This is a genomic window from Henriciella sp. AS95 (assembly GCF_038900055.1).
In the GTDB taxonomy this organism is placed as follows: Bacteria; Pseudomonadota; Alphaproteobacteria; order Caulobacterales; family Hyphomonadaceae; genus Henriciella.
Map to the genome: position 1 here is coordinate 2,302,440 of NZ_JBBMQM010000001.1, position 17,551 is coordinate 2,319,990.

The window sequence follows — 17,551 nt, forward strand, 5'->3', positions numbered from 1 at the left end:
GCCGGGACCGGGCACTCCAAATCGCCTGCTGCTCCACTTACGCCATTACGGCGACGGTGGTTTCGCTATAAAATCCATTGAAGCGCGAAGACAAAGCCTGGCCATACGCGCCGAGATGGCAGACTTCAATCCAATCGCCCTCCTGTACGTCTGCCGGGAGGTCGAACGGCCCTTCCATCACGTCCAGGCTATCGCATGTCGGACCAAAGAAACGAAAATCTTCATTGGCTTGTGCGAGTCGGGGGGATGCGCGGTGAAGCTTCACTGGAAACTTCCAGGCACACTGCGCCGCATCGAAAAGTGAGCCGTAGCTGCCATCGTTCAGATAAAGGTCGCGGCCCTTACGAAGCTCCACGCGGGTTAGTGTAGACCCGCCTTGTGCGCACAGTGCGCGGCCGGGCTCGCCGAGGACTTCAAGCCCAGCAAATCCGTGCACGGTGAGTGCGTTACGAATGGCCGAGAAATAGTCCGCCATCGGGGAAGGCTTCATGCCAGGGTAAGCGACCGGGAAGCCGCCGCCGCAGTCGACTGAGTCGATCTCGATGCCAGCATTGTCCAGAACGGAGCGCACGTAAGAAAGCGCGCGATCATAGTCTTCAATTTCCAGGCATTGCGAGCCAACATGGAACGTCACGCCCAGCTGCGAGGCGTGAGGGCGAGCTGCCTTCAGCAAGTCAACCGCCGTGGCACGGTCTGCACCGAACTTGCCAGATAACGGCATAGCGGCATTGCCTTTCGGCAGAGCGAGGCGAAGGTGCAATGACAGGTCGTCCGGGTATCCGGTCTCTTCCAACATCTTCTGAAGCTCGTCAGCGCTATCAAATGAGAAATTGCGCACGCCGGCTGCATATGCATGACGGATCGCCGCCCGTGATTTCACCGGGTGCATGAAGAAGAGTTTCGCCGATGGCGCGATGGATTGCACCAACTCAACTTCGCGGGTGGACGCAACGTCAAAATTACGAACGCCGGAGGTCCAGAGCGTTTTGAGAACGGCTGGGTGAGGGTTGGCCTTCACAGCGTACAGAACCTTGCCGGGGAAACCATTCAGGAAGGTGCGCGCAGCGGCCGCAATTTTCTTCGGGTAAAGCACGAAGATCGCGTCATCGCCTTCATACGCATGAAGGACGTCGCCAACACTCGCAAAGGCGGGAAGGCCTGAGCGGTTATTAGCGTCTGGAAGAATAGCGGGGCGCGCCAACGGCGCATAGTCAGTCTTGAACATGGTGGAGATTCGGATTTTTAGCCGGCATCAAGCCGGTGAACTTTGAAACTGCGTCACACGCAATAACGTATGAAGCGCGGCAAGGTTCGGCGGGCGCTACAGGGCCCGCTACGGCCTTATAAGTTCAGCGACCGCAGCCGCATAATCTCCGAATTTCTTATCGACGTAATGATAAAGCCCAGTGTCAAAAGCCACGGCCAACAAAGAATGGGAAGTCGCAGAAGCGAACTGATTCGGTGTCATCCAAGTATCCTCGTCAAGCATGACCGGCCCAGGAGCCGATGATGAAGTGAAGACAGTTGGGCTCACCCGTACTGACGCCCTTTCGGGACCGTCGTAGCTCGCTTGCTTGTCAGAGGCGGGAGATAGAGAATTCGTTTTGAGATTTCAAGTGGTTTTTGCGCTCGCCATTGAATCAAATCCACCTTTCAAATCTGCGACGAGATCGCCGACATCTTCCAGGCCAGCATGCAGCCGTATCAGGTAGCCATCCTTCGATCTGCTCCAGTCTCCAGACAATCGGGTCAACTGGTCGTCGCAGGGAATGAAAAGACTTTCAAAGCCACCCCATGAGAAACCGAGTTTGAATAGTTTGATGCCATCAATGAATGCGTCGAGAGAGTCCTTGGATCCCGCATTGAGCAGGAAGGCGAACAGACCGCTACTACCGGAGAAATCGCGCTGCCATAACGCATGATCCGGATGCGAGGGCAGGGCAGGATGAATGACTTGAGTGACGTTCTCTTGGCTTTCAAGCCACTCAGCGAGCACGAGTGCCGTTGTTTCATGTTCTCGAAGCCGGGTGGTTAGCGTTCTGGTGCCACGCAGCGCTGCGTATGCATCATCTGGAGCCAGCGCTATCCCCCAATCCTCAGTGATGTTCTCCAGCGACGTGTAGATCGCGGGATCATTGGTCATCACAGCGCCGCCAAATGCGTCAGCGTGGCCAACGACATATTTTGTGAGTGCCTGCACTGACACATCGACGCCCAGCGAGAGCGGCTGGCAGAAGACGCCAGCAGCCCATGTATTGTCCATGATCGTGCGAATGGAACGCGATTTCGCTAACGCTACAATTGCGCGGGTATCGGAAATCTCGAACGTGAGAGAGCCCGGGGATTCGAGTGCGATTACCTTCGTGTTGTCGCGCAGCTTTGACTGCAGATCGCCAATATTTCTCGGCGAAAAGCGATCACTATCAATCCCCATCGTTTTGAGGCGACGCTCGCAGAAGCGGCGAGTAGGGCCATAGATTGAATCAGAGATGAGGACATGATCGCCAGCCTCAACAAGAGACCCGATCGCTACCGTGCACGCTGACAGCCCATTCGGGGTCAGCCGAGCATGAGCAGCGCCTTCCAGCGTACACATTGCCGCCTCTAATTCCCGATGCACGCCAAGGCCCATCCGGCCATAACCGGGCGTGGCAGAATAGAGCGTTTTCCTGTCTGGAAACAGAACTGTCGAGGCTCGCTCGATCGGTGGATTGACGGTGCGACGTGTACCGGTTCCGGCATTGTTATGAATCAGCTTTGTAGGCTTCTTCATGCAGGTTCCTTCTGCACCGGATTGTCTGACTGTCCAGCCCATTCGGTCCACGAGCCATCATAGATAGCAACGTCATAATTTCCGAGTTCAGCCAGTCCCAATGCGATGATGGCGGCCGATACCCCTGAGCCACAAGTCGCTACGGCGTGCGAGGATTTATATGGTCCCAGCAAGGTGTCGAGCATGTCGTTAGTGACCAGCTTCCCATCCGCACCAACAAGGCGGCTGGAAGGGATGTTGATGCTGCCGGGAATGTGTCCAGACTCCAATCCCTCTCTCGGTTCTGCCTCGGCTCCACTGAATCGCCCAGCTGCGCGCGCATCCAGGAGCGGTGTGACCGATGAAGTGCTGATCGTTTTAATCTGTTCCATCGTCTTGATCAGATCAGACCGGACGCGCGGCGTGAAGTGACGACCACCCGTCACAACAGGCGGAAGATCTTCAAGCTCTCCGCCAGCGGCTTGCCACGCACGCAGGCCGCCATTCAGCACGTAGACATCCTTGTGCCCCATATGCCGGAACATCCACCAGACCCGGGCCGACGCGATGAAGTCATTTGCATCATAGATGACAAGCCGGTTGCCGTCGCCAACGCCCAGCTTGCGAACGCGGGAAGAGAACTTCACTGAGTCCGGCATCATGTGCGGCAGATCACTTTCACTGTCCGCGATCTCATCAATGTCGAAGTACACTGCTCCTGGAATATGTCCGCGAGCGTATGTCTCTCGACCGGCATTGGAAGGTGACGACCAGGATGGATACCAGCTGGCGTCAATCACTCTCAGGTCAGGCGCGTCGATATTCGCCATCAGCCACTCAGCAGAAACGAGAGGAGAGTCGGTCATGTCGTCAGTCTTTCATCCAAGGGGGAACCGGTAGGTCTTTCGACTTCAGGAATTCCGGATTGAACAGTTTGGACTGATAACGGTTTCCATAGTCGCAGAGCATGGTCACAATTGTGTGGCCGGGCCCGAGTTCCTTTGCAAGTCGAACCGCGCCGGCAATGTTTATTCCCGCGGACCCACCCAGGCACAGTCCTTCCTCCTGAATGAGGTCATAGAGGATGTTCAACGCTTCAGTGTCACTGCACCGATAGGCGTGATCTATCTCGAGGCCTTCAAGGTTCTTCGTGATGCGCCCCTGACCGATACCTTCGGTGATCGAGGTGCCTTCTGATTTGAGCTCGCCAGTCTTGTAGTATTGGTAAAGTGCCGCGCCACCTGGGTCGGCAAGACCAATCTTCACGTCCTTCTTCTTTTCTCGTAACGCCTGGGCCACACCAGCAAGTGTTCCCCCCGAACCGACCGCGCAAATGAAACCGTCAACTTTACCGTCTAGCTGTGACCAGATTTCCTGGCCTGTCGTTTCGTAATGCGCTTGTCGATTGGCAACATTATCGAACTGATTGGCCCAAATGGCACCATTTGGTTCGGTCTTGGCGAGGTCTTCTGCAAGCCGTCCCGAATAGCGGGCGTAATTGTTGGGGTTGGCGTATGGAACTGCGTCCACTTCGATGAGCTTGGCGCCGAGAAGTCTGACGGCGCTCTTCTTTTCTTCACTTTGAGTGCGCGGCATCACAATCGTGACCTTGTAGCCGAGCGCACTACCAACCAGCGCAAGTCCGATCCCGGTGTTACCCGCAGTGCCCTCGACAATCGTCCCGCCCGGTTGAAGCAAGCCATTACGCTCAGCGTCGCGGACGATGCCCAACGCTGCACGATCTTTGACAGACTGTCCGGGATTAAGGAACTCGGCTTTGCCTAGAATGGTGCAACCCGTTTGTTCGGATACCTTCCTAAGTTTGATCAGTGGCGTATCGCCGATTGCCCCTAGGACAGAATTCAACACCATTTCGAGTTCTCCAATCCTGGTCTCGTGTACCTGCGTCGTATCTGACTGACAACATGGCAGCCAGTGATCCAATCGCAAGCCGCACACGTAACTAAATTGATTAGAATTTCTGGATGCTGACCGTAAATGACTCAACAGGATACATATCAGGCTTTCATGCTCGACTATGTCGCCGGGGCTCTGTCTCCCGCCATGCGTACGGCTGCAACGCTGCACCGGCTCATGACCTCAGAAGGGGACGAAGCTGCTGAACTCTGGGAAATTACCCGGGCAGAGCTTCTCCGACAGTCTGAACAGGGCTCAGAAGATGTATCATTCGATCCCGATATAGAGGCTGCGCTGAGCTTAATTCACACCGACTACGACGAAGTGTCCTGGAGACGCGGCGTATCGGGCGTTCACTACTCACCTCGCACGACGACGGGCGGTCAGCTAATGCACCTGAAGCCCGGGCAGAGTTTGTTCACGCACGGCCATTCGGCCCTCGAAGCCACGGTTGTGCTTGAGGGTGTATTTGAAGACGGCTTGGGCACCTACGTGCCGGGCGATATTGTTCTCGCAACGCCCGGCCTTCGACACCGTCCCGCAGCGGGCGGGAACAGTGCATGCACCTGTTACGTTGCGAAAGAGTCCACTAAATTCTGGAGACTGACATGATCAGAATGATCGCTTCCGCGTCTGCCGTCGCTTTAATGTGTGGTCCGGCTTTGGCCGACGATGCAGCCCCATCGTCGATGAGTGCGCCTGTAGCGGCGTCTGCCCCGTCCGTTTGGCAACCCGAGGATGGAGACCGAATTCGTTTTTCCGTGCTACGCAAGGGCAAGGATTTCGGAACCCACACAGTTGATTTCGACGTCACAGACGATGGCTCATTTACCGCCACAACGAATGTCGAGCTAAGAGCCGGTCTCGGGCCGATCACCATGTTCAAGTATGAGTTGACGTCTTCAGAAACCTGGAAAGACGGCCAGCTGGTTGCAGTTCGCGGCCAAACAAACGATGACGGCGACAAGGAAAGCGTCAGCGCAGAGCTGAAGAATGGTCAATTGTCTGTCAGCGGTACCGCTTATGAGGGCCCTGCGCCAGCAGGGATCGTGGCCTCCAGCCACTGGAATATTCATGAAGCGTATAGCTCTGCCTTATTGTCCACGGAGAACGGTGAGATTCTCGATACTGACGTTACGCGGATCGGCACTGACGTTCTGACGATCGACGGGCAGTCTGTCGAAGCCACGCATTACCGGCTGGTGTCGGACCTGACGGTGGACCTTTGGTATGACGAACAGAACCGCTGGGTGAAGCTTGGTTTCAAAGCTCGCGGGCAGCAAATCGATTACGTTCTCGAAGAGCTCTATTGATCAGGCGCGGGACACCTGAAACTGACCGACATTGATGCGGCCATTGCTGAAACCAGCCTCGCAATAGCTTAGATAATACCGCCACATCCGGCGGAAACGTTCATCAAAACCCATAGCTTGAATACGCGACCAGGCATCTTCAAATCTTTCAGCCCAGATCTTCAGTGTTCTGGCATAGTCCTGCCCGAAATAGTGCACGCCATCGTAGCGGAGCGACGCATCGGTGAAGCTCGTCTTCAGTGCCGCTTCGCTCGGTAGCATGCCGCCCGGAAAGATGTAGCGCTGGATGAAGTCAGCGCGTTTGCGGTACTTGGGAAACAGATCGTCCTGGATCGTGATTATCTGCAGAGCGGCCTTCGCGTCCGGCTTCAGGCATTCGTACACCTTGTTGAAAAAGCTTGGCCAGTACGATTCGCCGACCGCTTCGAACATCTCAATAGAAGCAATCCCGTCATAGCGGCCTTCATGATCACGATAGTCCTGAAGCCGAATGTCCACGAGATCGGACAGACCCTCTCGTTCCATGCGCTCAATCGCGAATTCGCGTTGGGCCTCTGAAATGGTGAGGCAAGTGACACGGCTTCCGTGGGTCTTTGCCAAATGCTCGGCGAAACCGCCCCAGCCGCATCCGATTTCCAGCACATGGCTACTCGGACCTGCGCCGATGAGCTTTGCGATATGTTCGTACTTTGCCGCCTGAGCCTGTTCGAGATCCATGTTCGGCCGATCAAACAGGCCCGACGAATACGTCATCGAGCGGTCTAGCCACGACGCGTAGAATTCGTTGCCGAGGTCGTAATGGGCCATAATGTTGCGGCGTGCGCCCGACCGGCTGTTCCTGTTAAAGATGTGGCGCACTTTGTTGATGGCTCTCACCACAGAGCCACCGACCGCGAGTTTCCCCGCAGATTCGAAGTTCGCGGAGAAGTATTCGAGCAAAGCGGTCAGGTCAGGCGTCGACCATTCCTCGTCCATGTAACTTTCAGCAAATCCGACGTCTCCGCCAGCGAGGGCGCGTTTTGCGAACCCATAGTCATGAACTTCCACAACAGCGCTTGGACCTGGCTCTGGCCCCTGAAACTGGATTGAACGGCCATCAGGCAGATCAAACCGGATCGACCCTCTCTCGCTTCTCAGAAGCATAAGTCCAGCCAGCCTGAAACTGGCCGGTGTGTCTTTCATATTTCGAACCGTTGCCCCGGTCGCTTTGATTACGTTTTTCTGGTCGGTCATGCTGCACGCCTATTCCCGCTTTCGCCGTTCGCCTTGGCGACAGTCGTTGAATGCTGAGGCCCCTGTGGCTTGGGACGATATTTGGCTCCACGGATCCACAGTTTGAACGCTTGCCAATGAATAGCAAAAGTTACGCCGAAGGTCGAAACCGGACGCGCGATGGCGGCTTTCCAGAGCCTCAAATCGGTCGCGTCGACTGCTTTCGTTGCCAAGGATGCCATATGGACCGGTGTTTCATCCTTGATGGTCGTGATACCGAGCCGCAGCTCATCGTCTGCCAACTGGAATGAAAATTGGTAGGTCCCGTCCACATCGAAGAATGGCGACACATGAAATTGCTTGGACGCGTTGTGCCGACTCCATTTGCCGTCTAGTGCGGCCACATAGTTGTGACGTTCTCCAAAGGTGTTGCGGACTTCGTAAATGATACCGGTTGGGGCCCCCTCAAAGTAGGCAACCCAGAGCGAAATAGGCGCAAATTTGTAGTTCAGATGCCGGGGAAAGGTGATCAGTCTGATTTGATGCTCAGCGGCATCAATATCAGCCTTCTCAAATTCGGCCTCAGCCCACGCCCGTAGTGATTGTCGGCCGCAGCTCCCGTGCTCCGCTGTTCGCAAAGAGAAGAGGTTGGATTTGTTGATGCTGAAGCGCTTGCATTGGTCCTCAGCCTCATCCAGCCGATCGACGTCAACGTCGATCATGAAAACGCCGTAGCGGAATCCAGATTGGAAAGGCGCAAAGCGTTTATGGGACGTATGCCCATAGTGCAGTTTGAGAGCAGGGGGCATGTTCATGACAGCGCTTGTGATGCCGCTGCCTCCCTTCGCTTGATGCGTGCTGGAAGGGGAACTGTTTCAACACCTTCAGCAGCCCACTCGACTTCGCCGCCCAGCGATAATGCAGCGCGTAGCCCGCTTTTCAATCCATCCTCATGAAAGCCGGAACCAAGCCATGCACCGGCAAACCAGATGCCGTCTTCGCCTTGCTTTCGCTCAAGCGAGCGTTTCGCGGCGTCAGCAGCGGCATCAAACTGCGGGTGATCGAATGTCACCTTCGCAAATGTTTGGTGGCCAGCGGGAGGGATATCCGGATTGAGCGTTACAAACAAAGGCTTATCGACGGGAAGGTTTTGTAGTCGGTTCATCCAGTAGGTCAGGCAAATAGACGTTTCATCAGACTGGTCGCCCATGACATTCCAGCTCGCCCAAGCGGCCCGTCGCCGCGGCATGTAGGAGCTGTCGCGATGCAGGTAGATGTCGTTAGGGCGGTACTTGATCGAACGAAGCAGGAAACGCTGTTGGTCGCATCGTTCCGAGAGTAGATTCAACGCCTGGTCTGAATGCACGGCAAGAATGATATCATCGAAGACCTGGTCCGGCGCATTCTGAAACTCGACACGGACCTTCTCGCCAAAGGGCGAAATACACTTGACCGGCATCGAGAGTTTGAGACGATCGCCCAGTTGATCAACCATCTTGTCGACATAGGATTTGGAGCCGCCTGTAACGGTTCGCCATTTTGGACGCTCACGGTGCATCAAGCGATGGTTTTCGAAGAATCGGAAGAAACTCAAAGCCGGGTAGCGCAGGATTTCGCCCGGGGGTGTAGACCAGATCGCCCCGCCCATGGGCAGGATATAGTTGTCTTGAAAGTCCTTACTGAAACCGTGCTGGTCCAGCCAGAAGCCCAGGCTTTCAGCTTGAATTGAGCCATTGGCGAGTTCGGCGCGCGCAATGTCGTTGAACCGAAGGATTGTCCGCCAGAAGCGGTGAAAGCGGGGACGAAGCAGGTTCCTTTTCCGGGCGAATATGCCGCTAGTCGTCGACGCCCACTCAAATCCATCAGGATTGGAAACGGCAAAGCTCATATCACTCGCTTCGGTGGCAACGTCCAGTTCATTGAAGAAGCCGGTGAGGTTCGGGTAATTCAGGCCGTTATACACGATGAATCCCATATCAACGGCCATGGGCTCACCGTCATAGTCTATGGAGACAGTATGCGCGTGTCCGCCAGCGCGAGACCGCGCTTCGAAGACGGTTACATCTGCGGTGTTCCGGAGTGCGTAGGCCGCACCCAACCCGCTTATACCGGAGCCGATGATAGCAATTTTTTTCATGCGGTTTCCTGTTGCTTCTTCAAGGTATCCCACGCGTCCAACGCCCGTTCCCGGCCTTCAGAATGCTCGATCATCGGTTCGGGGTATGTTTCGCCAAGCTTAACGCTGGCGTTCGAAAGAATGGACTTATCGGCGGCCCATGGTTCGTGGAGGTATTTGTCCGGCAGGTCCTTCAATTCCGGGCACCATTTGCGAACGTAAGAACCGGTCTCATCAAATTTTTGCCCCTGAGTGATTGGATTGAAGACCCGAAAATAGGGGGAAGCGTCTGCGCCAGAACCGGCAGTCCATTGCCAACCGGCAGAATTCGAAGCGGGATCAGCATCAACCAGTGTATCCCAGAACCAGGTCTCGCCGTCCTGCCAGGGAACCAGCAAGTGCTTGGTTAGAAAGGACGCGACAATCATTCGTACGCGATTGTGCATCCATCCAATGTGCCAGAGCTGACGCATTCCGGCGTCGACGATCGGATAGCCAGTCTGTCCATTTTGCCAGCGCTCCAGGCGCGAAGCATTTGAACGCCAGGGCATGTCGTCAAATTTGTCATTGTAATTTTTCCAGGTCATTTCCGGATTATAATACAAGAGGACGTAAGAGAATTCCCGCCATACGACTTCAGACAGAAAGGTCCACGCACTGTCGTCCTGTTTGAAACCATGGCTGATTTTCGACATCACCGAGCGCCAAATCTGCGCTGGACTGATTTCGCCGAATGAAAGGTGTGGAGACAGCCCTGAAGTCCCATTGGCGACATCGGGTCGATTTCGGGCTGATTTGTAGTCGCGAAGGCCGTCGTCCAGAAATTCCGAGAGCCGATTGGCTGCGCCCGACTCGCCCGGTTCCCATTCGTCTTCGAAGCCCGTTGACCAATCCGGACTTGATGGGTGAAGCCCCCAATCTTCGATACGATCGCTCTCAATTCCTTGTCCGCTGAGCGAACCAGGGGCGGGTAGGGCGTCCGGGGCTTCGTAGCAGTCTTTCATGGCTCGCCAGTAAGGGGTGAACACCTTGTAGTAGCCGCCGGCACCGGTCTTGATCGTCCACGGCTCCGTGAGCAGCATGGTATTAAAGCTCTGCGCCTCGACACCGCTGTCTTTGAGCTCGGACTTTATGGAAGCATCCAGGTCGCGCTCACCTTTACCGTATCGACGGCCCCAGTAGACACCGACGGCATTGAGGTCTTTCGCGAGCGCCGGAATAATCTGTTCAGGGTCACCTGACCGGCAAATGAGTTTGCCGCCAAGATTTGAGATATCCGATCGCAATGACTTAAGCGATTTATCGAGCCACCAGAGTGACGCGCCGCCGAGGGAGCGCAGCTTGTCATGCTTCTCCAATATGTAGACACAGACCACATCAGCGCCTGTTTCCACAGCAGCTGCGAGGGCTGCATTATCTTTCAAGCGCAGATCGCGTCTAAGCCAGACAATGAGTTTTCTTCCCGAATGATCTGGCAGAATCGCCTCCAAAAAACGCGCATTGTTTTAGATACGCAGCAAACCGCTAACTGGATGAGTCGCAATGCATTTGTGCCGAACGCTGGCACAATCCAGTCCCAGTATCTAAAAGGCGAATCTAGGCGCAGTTTCGAGCCACAAACGCACACAGGAGAGGTCACATGAAGCAGAGGCTTGCCAGCTTGATTGAGCGTGGCCGCGGCAAGACGGTCCTATGTGTGGGCGACTTGATGCTGGACCGGTTTGTCTATGGTTCGGTGAACCGTATTTCGCCAGAGTCGCCAGTACCCGTGCTTCAAAAAAGCAGCGTGTCGGAGATGCCCGGGGGTGCTGGCAATGTCGCCAGAAACATGGCGTCGATGGGGCTCAACGTCATTCTTATCGGTTGCGTTGGCGAAGACGAGGACGGCGAACGCCTCGCCTCCGTTATGGATAGCGAGCCGGGAATCGATTCACGACTGGCGCGTTCATCGTCATTTCAGACAATCGTCAAAACCCGTTTCGTGGCCAGCAACCAGCAATTGCTGCGGGTGGACACCGAAGCCAGGGTGCCGGACATCGGGTTAACGGCGGACGTGATCATTTCGGCGATTGGAGATGCAGTGCGCGCGAAGACCTGTAGCGCCATTGTCGTTTCCGACTACGCCAAGGGGAGTGTCACGCCAGACATATTCAGAGCGTGTCTCGACATTGCTTCTGGCGTCGGCATTCCAGTTCTTGTCGATCCCAAATCTAATGATCTTGCGGTGTACCGCGGGGCTACGCTTATCAAGCCCAATGCAAACGAGCTTGCTGCGGCGACTGGCCTTTCGTGTGCCGATGACAAAGATGTCGAAGCAGCCCTGGTGGTGCTAAAGTCCAACCTACCCGAAACGAATTTTGTTGTTACGCGCGCTGAAAAAGGCATGTCGTGGATCACTGACGGGAAGGTTCATCACCGTCATGGTGAAGCGCGTGAGGTTTATGACGTTTCTGGCGCCGGCGATACCAGCATGGCAGCTATGGCGCTTGGTTATGCAGCAGACGCCGCATTGGAAGAGGCCGTTGCGCTCGCCGTCACGGCATCAGGCATCGCCGTTGGAAAGACAGGCACCGCTACAGTGTCCGCGAGCGAGATTCGAATGGCGATCGAGCCAAGACACCATCTGCTGCGTGCTCCGGTTCTGGAGCGCGGTTTACTGCAAACAAAAACTGAACAGTGGAAGTCCGATGGGCTGAGGGTCGGCTTCACGAACGGGTGCTTCGATATCCTTCATCCGGGGCATATGAAGCTCCTCGAAAGTGCCCGATCCATGTGTGACAGGCTGGTTGTTGCCATTAACTCCGACACTTCAGTCAAGCGGCTGAAAGGGGATAATCGGCCGATTAACTCCGAGCATGATCGAGCGACAATTATGTCTGGTATCAATGCCGTAGATGCCGTCACCATCTTCGAAGAAGACACGCCAGAGGCCTTGATCGAGCTCATCGTACCGGACCTTCTGGTGAAGGGCGGCGATTATTCGATCGAGACGATTGTCGGTGCCGACACTGTTCTCAAGAACGGCGGCGAGGTGCACATCGTCGAACTTGAAGCGGGACACTCGACCACAAACATCATCGAACGATCAAAGACCTAGTCTCCGCGGTCTCCGGAGATGTCTTCATCCTGGTTCGGTCGACGAATTGGCGCAACATCCACCACTTCATCTGCGGCCCAGGTATCGAAGGGTTCAGCTGGCTTTACAGCGTTTGCATCAAGCCATTCTGCAAGCGTTTCTGCGCGCTTGTGCAATGTGGAACTCAAATCTTCTGAAGAGGAATAGGTCATCTGTGGGCTTGGCAGGCTTGGCAGGACAAACCTCATGGCAGACGCATTTGCAACGAGGTCAGCGCTGACTGCACAGGGGTCGACAGCCGGACTACAATTGCCAAGAGCGGGCATAAAAGCACCCGTATCGGCGTCTGAACTCATAACGACGCCGCCAAAACGCTGGCCAAAATCCTCGTCGTCGGGAAGGGTGCCCAGCGCAGCGGTAAGAAGCGACTCAGTGCCAGGCGCGGCGAGAATGATGAGTCCGCGCTTGCGATTGTCGGTTGAAAGGTACCGCGCCATACCGTCGATGACGTCGGTTTCAGCCAGTTTCATCGCTTCGGATCGGGATTTCGCCGCCAGAGCGGGCGAGGGGGATCTGTAAGAAGGCGCGTATATTTCGAGGTCTGACGTATCCAGGCCAACCTCTGAGACGAATGCATCATAACTTTGATGTATGACGTCGTCGTCAGCGCGAATGATGCCCGCTGGCGCAGGTGTTGTCGGCGGCGGGGCAATCACAAAGAAATCGACCCCCCATGGTGTTGCCCAGCCACCTGGAGGGAGTTCCGCAGGCCTTTCCAGCCATGCCTCATCATAGAAATAATCGGGCGCTGGAGGTGTGCCTTCTGTTCGCCCGATCATTGATGTGTAGATGAGGTTCTTGAAAGCGAACCAGCCAACAAGAATGACAACAACTGCGATTAGCCCGCGGCGCATTACTCTTCCTTCATTGCCTCTTTCAGTCCTGAATAGGACGGCTGATCCACCTTTAGCTGTGCAATTGCGGTCTTTTTTAGGTGCAACATGAGCTCAGTTGAGCTGCTATCCAGCGTGCGGTTCCTCAGGCGCTCGCTAAGTTCGCAATTCAAGGCTCTCAAATCATTCTCATTCGAGGTGCCGAGCAGAGCCTGCAGGCTCGATCTTTCTTCAGCATCGTTTTGTTTGCGGGCCTCCAAATCTCGCGCAATCGTCGCAAGCACATTGGAGGCAACCCTTGCGTGGAAGGCAGCCCGACCACTGAGTTCAGGCATCGCGGTGTGATCGACAAAATTCTTCACCGCTTCAACAAGCTCTTTGATCGTTGGCTGGTCGTACATTATTGCCTCTCCAGCAGGTTTATCAGGTCTATTTCTGTTTCCGAAACACGTCGGCCGATCGCCGCGCGTTCGACACTCGGATCAGCGCCGGACCGAAAGGATTCGTACATCATCATGCACATGATGCCCCATTTGAGGCTGCCTAGAATTTCCCACCAGTCAATATCCGTCGGTTGAAAGGCTTGGCCGCCAGCTTGCTCGTAAGCGTCAAGCAAGTCCTCCAATTGCCCGAAGCCGCCGACCCGATTTTCAGATTGTCCGAAGCGCCACGAATTTACGCATAGCCACGCAATGTCTTCTCTCGGATCCCCAATGTGCGAGAGTTCCCAGTCGAGAACCGACGCCAAACCCTGTTCGTCGACCATGATGTTTCCGAGGCGGAAGTCACCGTGAACGAGAGCAGGCTTGAGCGGCGAAGGGGCATGGTCCTCTAGCCATGCAACAGCCAAATCGAATATCGGTCGACATATCCCGGTGGACCTGTAGGTTTCATCGTATCTGCGAAGTTGATCCAGGCCGCTGCTCTCTTCCAGACCGCAATCGCTTGCACCTTTGACAGAGTGAATTCGCGCGAGCGCCATACCGCATTGCTCCGGCAGCACAGCGCGGGCGGTAGCATATTGATCGTCTCGCAGAATGCGTCGCGCAATGGTTTCTCCGGTGATACGGCTCATGAAGAAACCCTCACCGAGGCCATCTGTGGGCGTCAGCACCCTGAGTACCTTTGGGACGGGCACATCAGCGTCAGATGCCAACGCAATGACCTCCGCTTCCCGGGCAAGTCCGATCGGATTTAATTCCGACGTGGCCGTCGCCCCTTCGGGGGCTCGGCGTAAGATAATAGAATCAGGGACCAATGATCCTGCAAGCTTCAGCAACCAGGTTTCCTGGCTAGCGCCGCCTGACAATTGCTCGGCCGAATTCAATTCAGCTTTTCCGTCGTAAATCTTTGCAACGACAGCGGAAAGCCTGCGTTCAAAATCTTGTGCGTCACTCATCTTCGCCACAATTAACGGAAAGAAGAACACTTCCAAGCCATACTCAACGTCAACCAGACGCACGCAGGAGCGCCTAAATGTCGAAAAGACGCAAGAAAGACAAAGGTTTGATGGGCATTGAGCCCAAGCCAAAACGTCTGAGCGTCTGGGCATGGCTCCGCGGACGTTTTCTCGCCGGTATGGTGATCGCGGCGCCGATCGCGATTACGATATTTGTCCTGCAGTTTCTGATAAATTTCATCGACAATCGCGTGAAGCCGCTGCTGCCACCGGTCATTCAGCCGGAGACCTACACGAACTACGCCATCCCAGGCTTTGGCGTGCTGGTCATGATCATCGTCCTGACAATACTGGGCGCGATCGCCACGAATCTGATCGGTCGATCAGTGATCAGTGCGACGGATCGGATTCTATCGCGCATTCCGCTTGTCAGAAACGTCTATGCCGCTTTCAAACAGCTTACAGAAGTGCTCGCGAGCAATCAGCAGGCATCCTATGACCGGGTGGTCATGGTGGAATACCCGAAGGCCGGCTCATGGTGCATTGGTTTTGTCGCGTCGGATGCAAAGGGCGAAATCAAACATCACCTCGGGCCTGAATTCATTGGGGTGTTTGTGCCGACAACACCAAACCCGACGTCTGGCTTTCTTATGTACGTCAATCGAGCCGAGTGTATCGATCTCGACATGTCGATCGAGGAGGGCGCGAAGATGATCCTGTCCGCCGGTCTCATCGTGCCTGAGAAGCTTGCGCCGGCGTCGGAAACGACGCCCTCAACTGCTGTCCCTGCTGAGCGGGCTGAGCAGCTCCCTCAATAGGCCAAGAGCCTCAGCCCGCTTCGCATTGGTCTCGCCGCCGCGCTCCACCAGGAAGCGGGCATCCTGTCTTGCGACGGGCACTAGGTCTGCATCCTTGGTGAGGTCGATGATCCGGTAATCGACGGCACCAGACTGGCGCAAGCCAAGCAGATCACCCGGACCGCGCAAGCGAAAGTCGGCTTCGGCGATCTCAAATCCATCTTCTGTTGCACGAAGAGTCTCCAGTCGTTCGCGCGCCACGTCTCCAAGAGGCGGACGATACAGGAGCAAGCAGAAAGACTTCTTGGTTCCGCGGCCCACGCGTCCGCGCAGCTGATGCAGTTGAGCCAGTCCGAATCCCTCAGCGCGTTCGATCACCATGATGGTCGCATCTGGAACGTCGACACCGACTTCGATCACTGTGGTCGCAACGAGCACTTTCGTTTTACCAGTTCGAAAGTCTTCCAGTGCCGTATCTTTCGCTTCGCCCTTCAGGCGGCCATGCACCAGTCCCACCGGCACGCCCAGTGCTTCCTTGAGAGCTGCAGAGCGATACACCGCTGAACTATCATCTTCGTCAGCGTCGACGCGAGGACAGACCCAGAAAACCCGTTCACCTCGGTCGATTGCGCGGGCGACGCCCTGAACAACTTCTTCAATACGCGTATCGGGGATGGCGCGTGTTTCAATTGGTTGCCGGCCCTCCGGCTTTTCATCGAGAACGGATATGTCGAGATCACCGTGAACAGCCTGCGCGAGCGTCCTTGGTATCGGCGTGGCGCTCATGACGAGCATGTGCGGGGCTTGTGCTTTGCTGGCGAGTTTCATGCGGTCGGCAACGCCAAACCTGTGTTGCTCGTCCACGATCACAAGACCCAGGTTTTGGAACCTGACCGCCTCCTGGAACAGAGCCTGAGTGCCGACAGCAATCTGGATCGATCCATCGGCAAGGCCGATCAGGGTCCCTTCGCGTGCTGCGCCTCGGTCTCGCCCGGTGAGCGCGGCGACTTCATAGCCAAGCGGCGAGAGCAGGCCGGACACAGTCTCGTACTGTTGGCGTGCCAAAACCTCTGTTGGCGCCATAAACGCTGCCTGAAAACCGCTGCTCACCGCTTTCACAGCGGCAAGCAATGCGACCAGCGTTTTGCCAGCGCCGACATCGCCCTGAAGCATTCTGCGCATCGGGTGCGGTTCAGCGATATCTACTGTGATTTCCTTCACGGCCCGAATCTGGGCGTTTGTCAGCTTATAGGGGAGGGAGGCTGCAACCGCGTTCATGTCGTCATTGCTCGACTTGAGGTTTGGCGCGGCCCGCTGCGTGCGCGCCTGTCGGGCTTTGGCGAATACGAGCTCTCGAGCCAGGGCCTCGTCATACGCCAGCCTCTCTCGACACGTTTCAAAAGCGGTTTCGTCATATTCAGTCGGCGCATGGAGGCCCGTCAACGCGGCTTTGAAGGCAGGCCAGTCATGCTTGTCCATCAGGTCTGCCGATATCCATTCCGGCAGTTCGTCAGTGATGCAATCAAGCGCAGCCTCAGCTGCACTATGGACCTTCTTGTTGGTCAATCCTGCGGTAAGCGAATAGATCGGCTCGACCTGAGGCGGCATTTCCCCGCGCGCAGGGTCGATAATATAATCGGGATGCGTCATCTGGCGTTCGCCTTGAAATTCGCCGACCGCGCCGGAAACAATCCGCTCTTTTCCAATAGGAAACTGGCCCTGCAACCATCGAGGCTCTGCCCGAAAAAAGATGAGGGTCAAAAACCCCGTACCATCATACATCTGGATACGGTGAGGCGCGCGATCATTGTAAGGCGCTTTATAGGCGTGAACTTCGCCACGGACTGTTGCGACCTCACCTGGGATCAGCTCTTCGAACGACGCCTTCACTCTCCTGTCCAGCCAGCGATCCGGCAGGTGCAACAAGAGGTCCCATACATGTTCGCCACCAATCAGGTGTTCGAAAACAGGTTTCAGCTTGGGGCCGATTCCGGGCAGCCTGTCCAAGGACTGAAAGAGGGGGAAAAGTCGTTCGTCGCGCATAGGTGGTGTTGACAATAGTCGAAGGTGGCTCAC

16 protein-coding genes are annotated in these 17,551 nt (G+C 55.7%); 4 read left to right on the forward strand and 12 right to left on the reverse strand.

Translation table 11 applies throughout. From position 1 onward, the window contains the following. Positions 1 to 37: 37 nt before the first annotated feature. The 4 genes from WNY37_RS11440 to WNY37_RS11455 all read right to left on the reverse strand — a co-directional run bounded on the left by WNY37_RS11440 (position 38) and on the right by WNY37_RS11455 (position 4,624). Positions 38 to 1,225, reverse strand: coding sequence for a type III PLP-dependent enzyme (locus WNY37_RS11440; RefSeq protein ID WP_342973520.1), 1,188 nt, complete (start codon positions 1,223 to 1,225; stop codon positions 38 to 40). 387 nt (positions 1,226 to 1,612) lie between these two features. Next, entirely contained in the window at positions 1,613 to 2,773 is a 1,161-nt protein-coding gene (gene metC, locus WNY37_RS11445; RefSeq protein WP_342973521.1) for a cystathionine beta-lyase, read from the reverse strand. Then, a complete protein-coding gene (locus WNY37_RS11450; RefSeq protein WP_342973522.1) occupies positions 2,770 to 3,618 on the reverse strand; it encodes a sulfurtransferase in 849 nt (282 codons plus the stop codon). Before WNY37_RS11450 ends, metC begins: the two co-directional genes overlap by 4 nt. Before the next feature lie 4 nt (positions 3,619 to 3,622). Further along, positions 3,623 to 4,624 (reverse strand): cysteine synthase A, encoded by a 1,002-nt coding sequence (locus tag WNY37_RS11455; protein WP_342973523.1) that lies wholly within the window; start codon positions 4,622 to 4,624, stop codon positions 3,623 to 3,625. Positions 4,625 to 4,750: 126 nt separating this feature from the next. On the opposite strand from WNY37_RS11455, the gene WNY37_RS11460 reads away from it, so the two are divergent. Continuing rightward, positions 4,751 to 5,281, forward strand: coding sequence for a cupin domain-containing protein (locus WNY37_RS11460; RefSeq protein ID WP_342973524.1), 531 nt, complete (start codon positions 4,751 to 4,753; stop codon positions 5,279 to 5,281). Then, entirely contained in the window at positions 5,278 to 5,982 is a 705-nt protein-coding gene (locus WNY37_RS11465; protein ID WP_342973525.1) for a DUF6134 family protein, read from the forward strand. The genes WNY37_RS11460 and WNY37_RS11465 overlap by 4 nt, the downstream gene beginning before the upstream one ends. On the opposite strand, the gene WNY37_RS11470 is transcribed toward WNY37_RS11465, so the two are convergent. Genes WNY37_RS11470 through WNY37_RS11485 form a run of 4 tightly spaced genes read right to left on the reverse strand, consistent with a single transcriptional unit; the run spans position 5,983 to position 10,800 of the window. Further along, positions 5,983 to 7,215: a cyclopropane-fatty-acyl-phospholipid synthase family protein gene (locus tag WNY37_RS11470; protein WP_342973526.1), complete on the reverse strand. Its 1,233-nt coding sequence runs from the start codon at positions 7,213 to 7,215 to the stop codon at positions 5,983 to 5,985. Then, positions 7,212 to 8,009, reverse strand: a complete 798-nt coding sequence (locus WNY37_RS11475) for a DUF1365 domain-containing protein (RefSeq protein WP_342973527.1) — start codon at positions 8,007 to 8,009, stop codon at positions 7,212 to 7,214. The genes WNY37_RS11470 and WNY37_RS11475 overlap by 4 nt, the downstream gene beginning before the upstream one ends. Further along, complete coding sequence (locus WNY37_RS11480) at positions 8,006 to 9,331, reverse strand: FAD-dependent oxidoreductase (protein ID WP_342973528.1); 1,326 nt, start codon at positions 9,329 to 9,331, stop codon at positions 8,006 to 8,008. Before WNY37_RS11480 ends, WNY37_RS11475 begins: the two co-directional genes overlap by 4 nt. Beyond that, complete coding sequence (locus WNY37_RS11485) at positions 9,328 to 10,800, reverse strand: deoxyribodipyrimidine photo-lyase (protein ID WP_342973529.1); 1,473 nt, start codon at positions 10,798 to 10,800, stop codon at positions 9,328 to 9,330. The genes WNY37_RS11480 and WNY37_RS11485 overlap by 4 nt, the downstream gene beginning before the upstream one ends. A 149-nt stretch (positions 10,801 to 10,949) precedes the next feature. On the opposite strand from WNY37_RS11485, the gene rfaE2 reads away from it, so the two are divergent. Beyond that, complete coding sequence (rfaE2, locus tag WNY37_RS11490) at positions 10,950 to 12,407, forward strand: D-glycero-beta-D-manno-heptose 1-phosphate adenylyltransferase (protein ID WP_342973530.1); 1,458 nt, start codon at positions 10,950 to 10,952, stop codon at positions 12,405 to 12,407. Here the strand turns inward: rfaE2 and WNY37_RS11495 are convergent. Genes WNY37_RS11495 through WNY37_RS11505 form a run of 3 tightly spaced genes read right to left on the reverse strand, consistent with a single transcriptional unit; the run spans position 12,404 to position 14,741 of the window. Further along, complete coding sequence (locus WNY37_RS11495; RefSeq protein ID WP_342973531.1) at positions 12,404 to 13,300, reverse strand: hypothetical protein; 897 nt, start codon at positions 13,298 to 13,300, stop codon at positions 12,404 to 12,406. The genes rfaE2 and WNY37_RS11495 overlap by 4 nt on opposite strands. After that, entirely contained in the window at positions 13,300 to 13,680 is a 381-nt protein-coding gene (locus WNY37_RS11500) for a DUF6285 domain-containing protein (protein ID WP_342973532.1), read from the reverse strand. Before WNY37_RS11500 ends, WNY37_RS11495 begins: the two co-directional genes overlap by 1 nt. After that, complete coding sequence (locus tag WNY37_RS11505; RefSeq protein WP_342973533.1) at positions 13,680 to 14,741, reverse strand: phosphotransferase family protein; 1,062 nt, start codon at positions 14,739 to 14,741, stop codon at positions 13,680 to 13,682. Before WNY37_RS11505 ends, WNY37_RS11500 begins: the two co-directional genes overlap by 1 nt. 14 nt (positions 14,742 to 14,755) lie before the next feature. On the opposite strand from WNY37_RS11505, the gene WNY37_RS11510 reads away from it, so the two are divergent. Then, a complete protein-coding gene (locus WNY37_RS11510; RefSeq protein WP_342973534.1) occupies positions 14,756 to 15,496 on the forward strand; it encodes a DUF502 domain-containing protein in 741 nt (246 codons plus the stop codon). Here the strand turns inward: WNY37_RS11510 and recG are convergent. Next, entirely contained in the window at positions 15,452 to 17,518 is a 2,067-nt protein-coding gene (recG, locus tag WNY37_RS11515; RefSeq protein WP_342973535.1) for an ATP-dependent DNA helicase RecG, read from the reverse strand. The genes WNY37_RS11510 and recG overlap by 45 nt on opposite strands. Positions 17,519 to 17,551 lie beyond the last annotated feature (33 nt).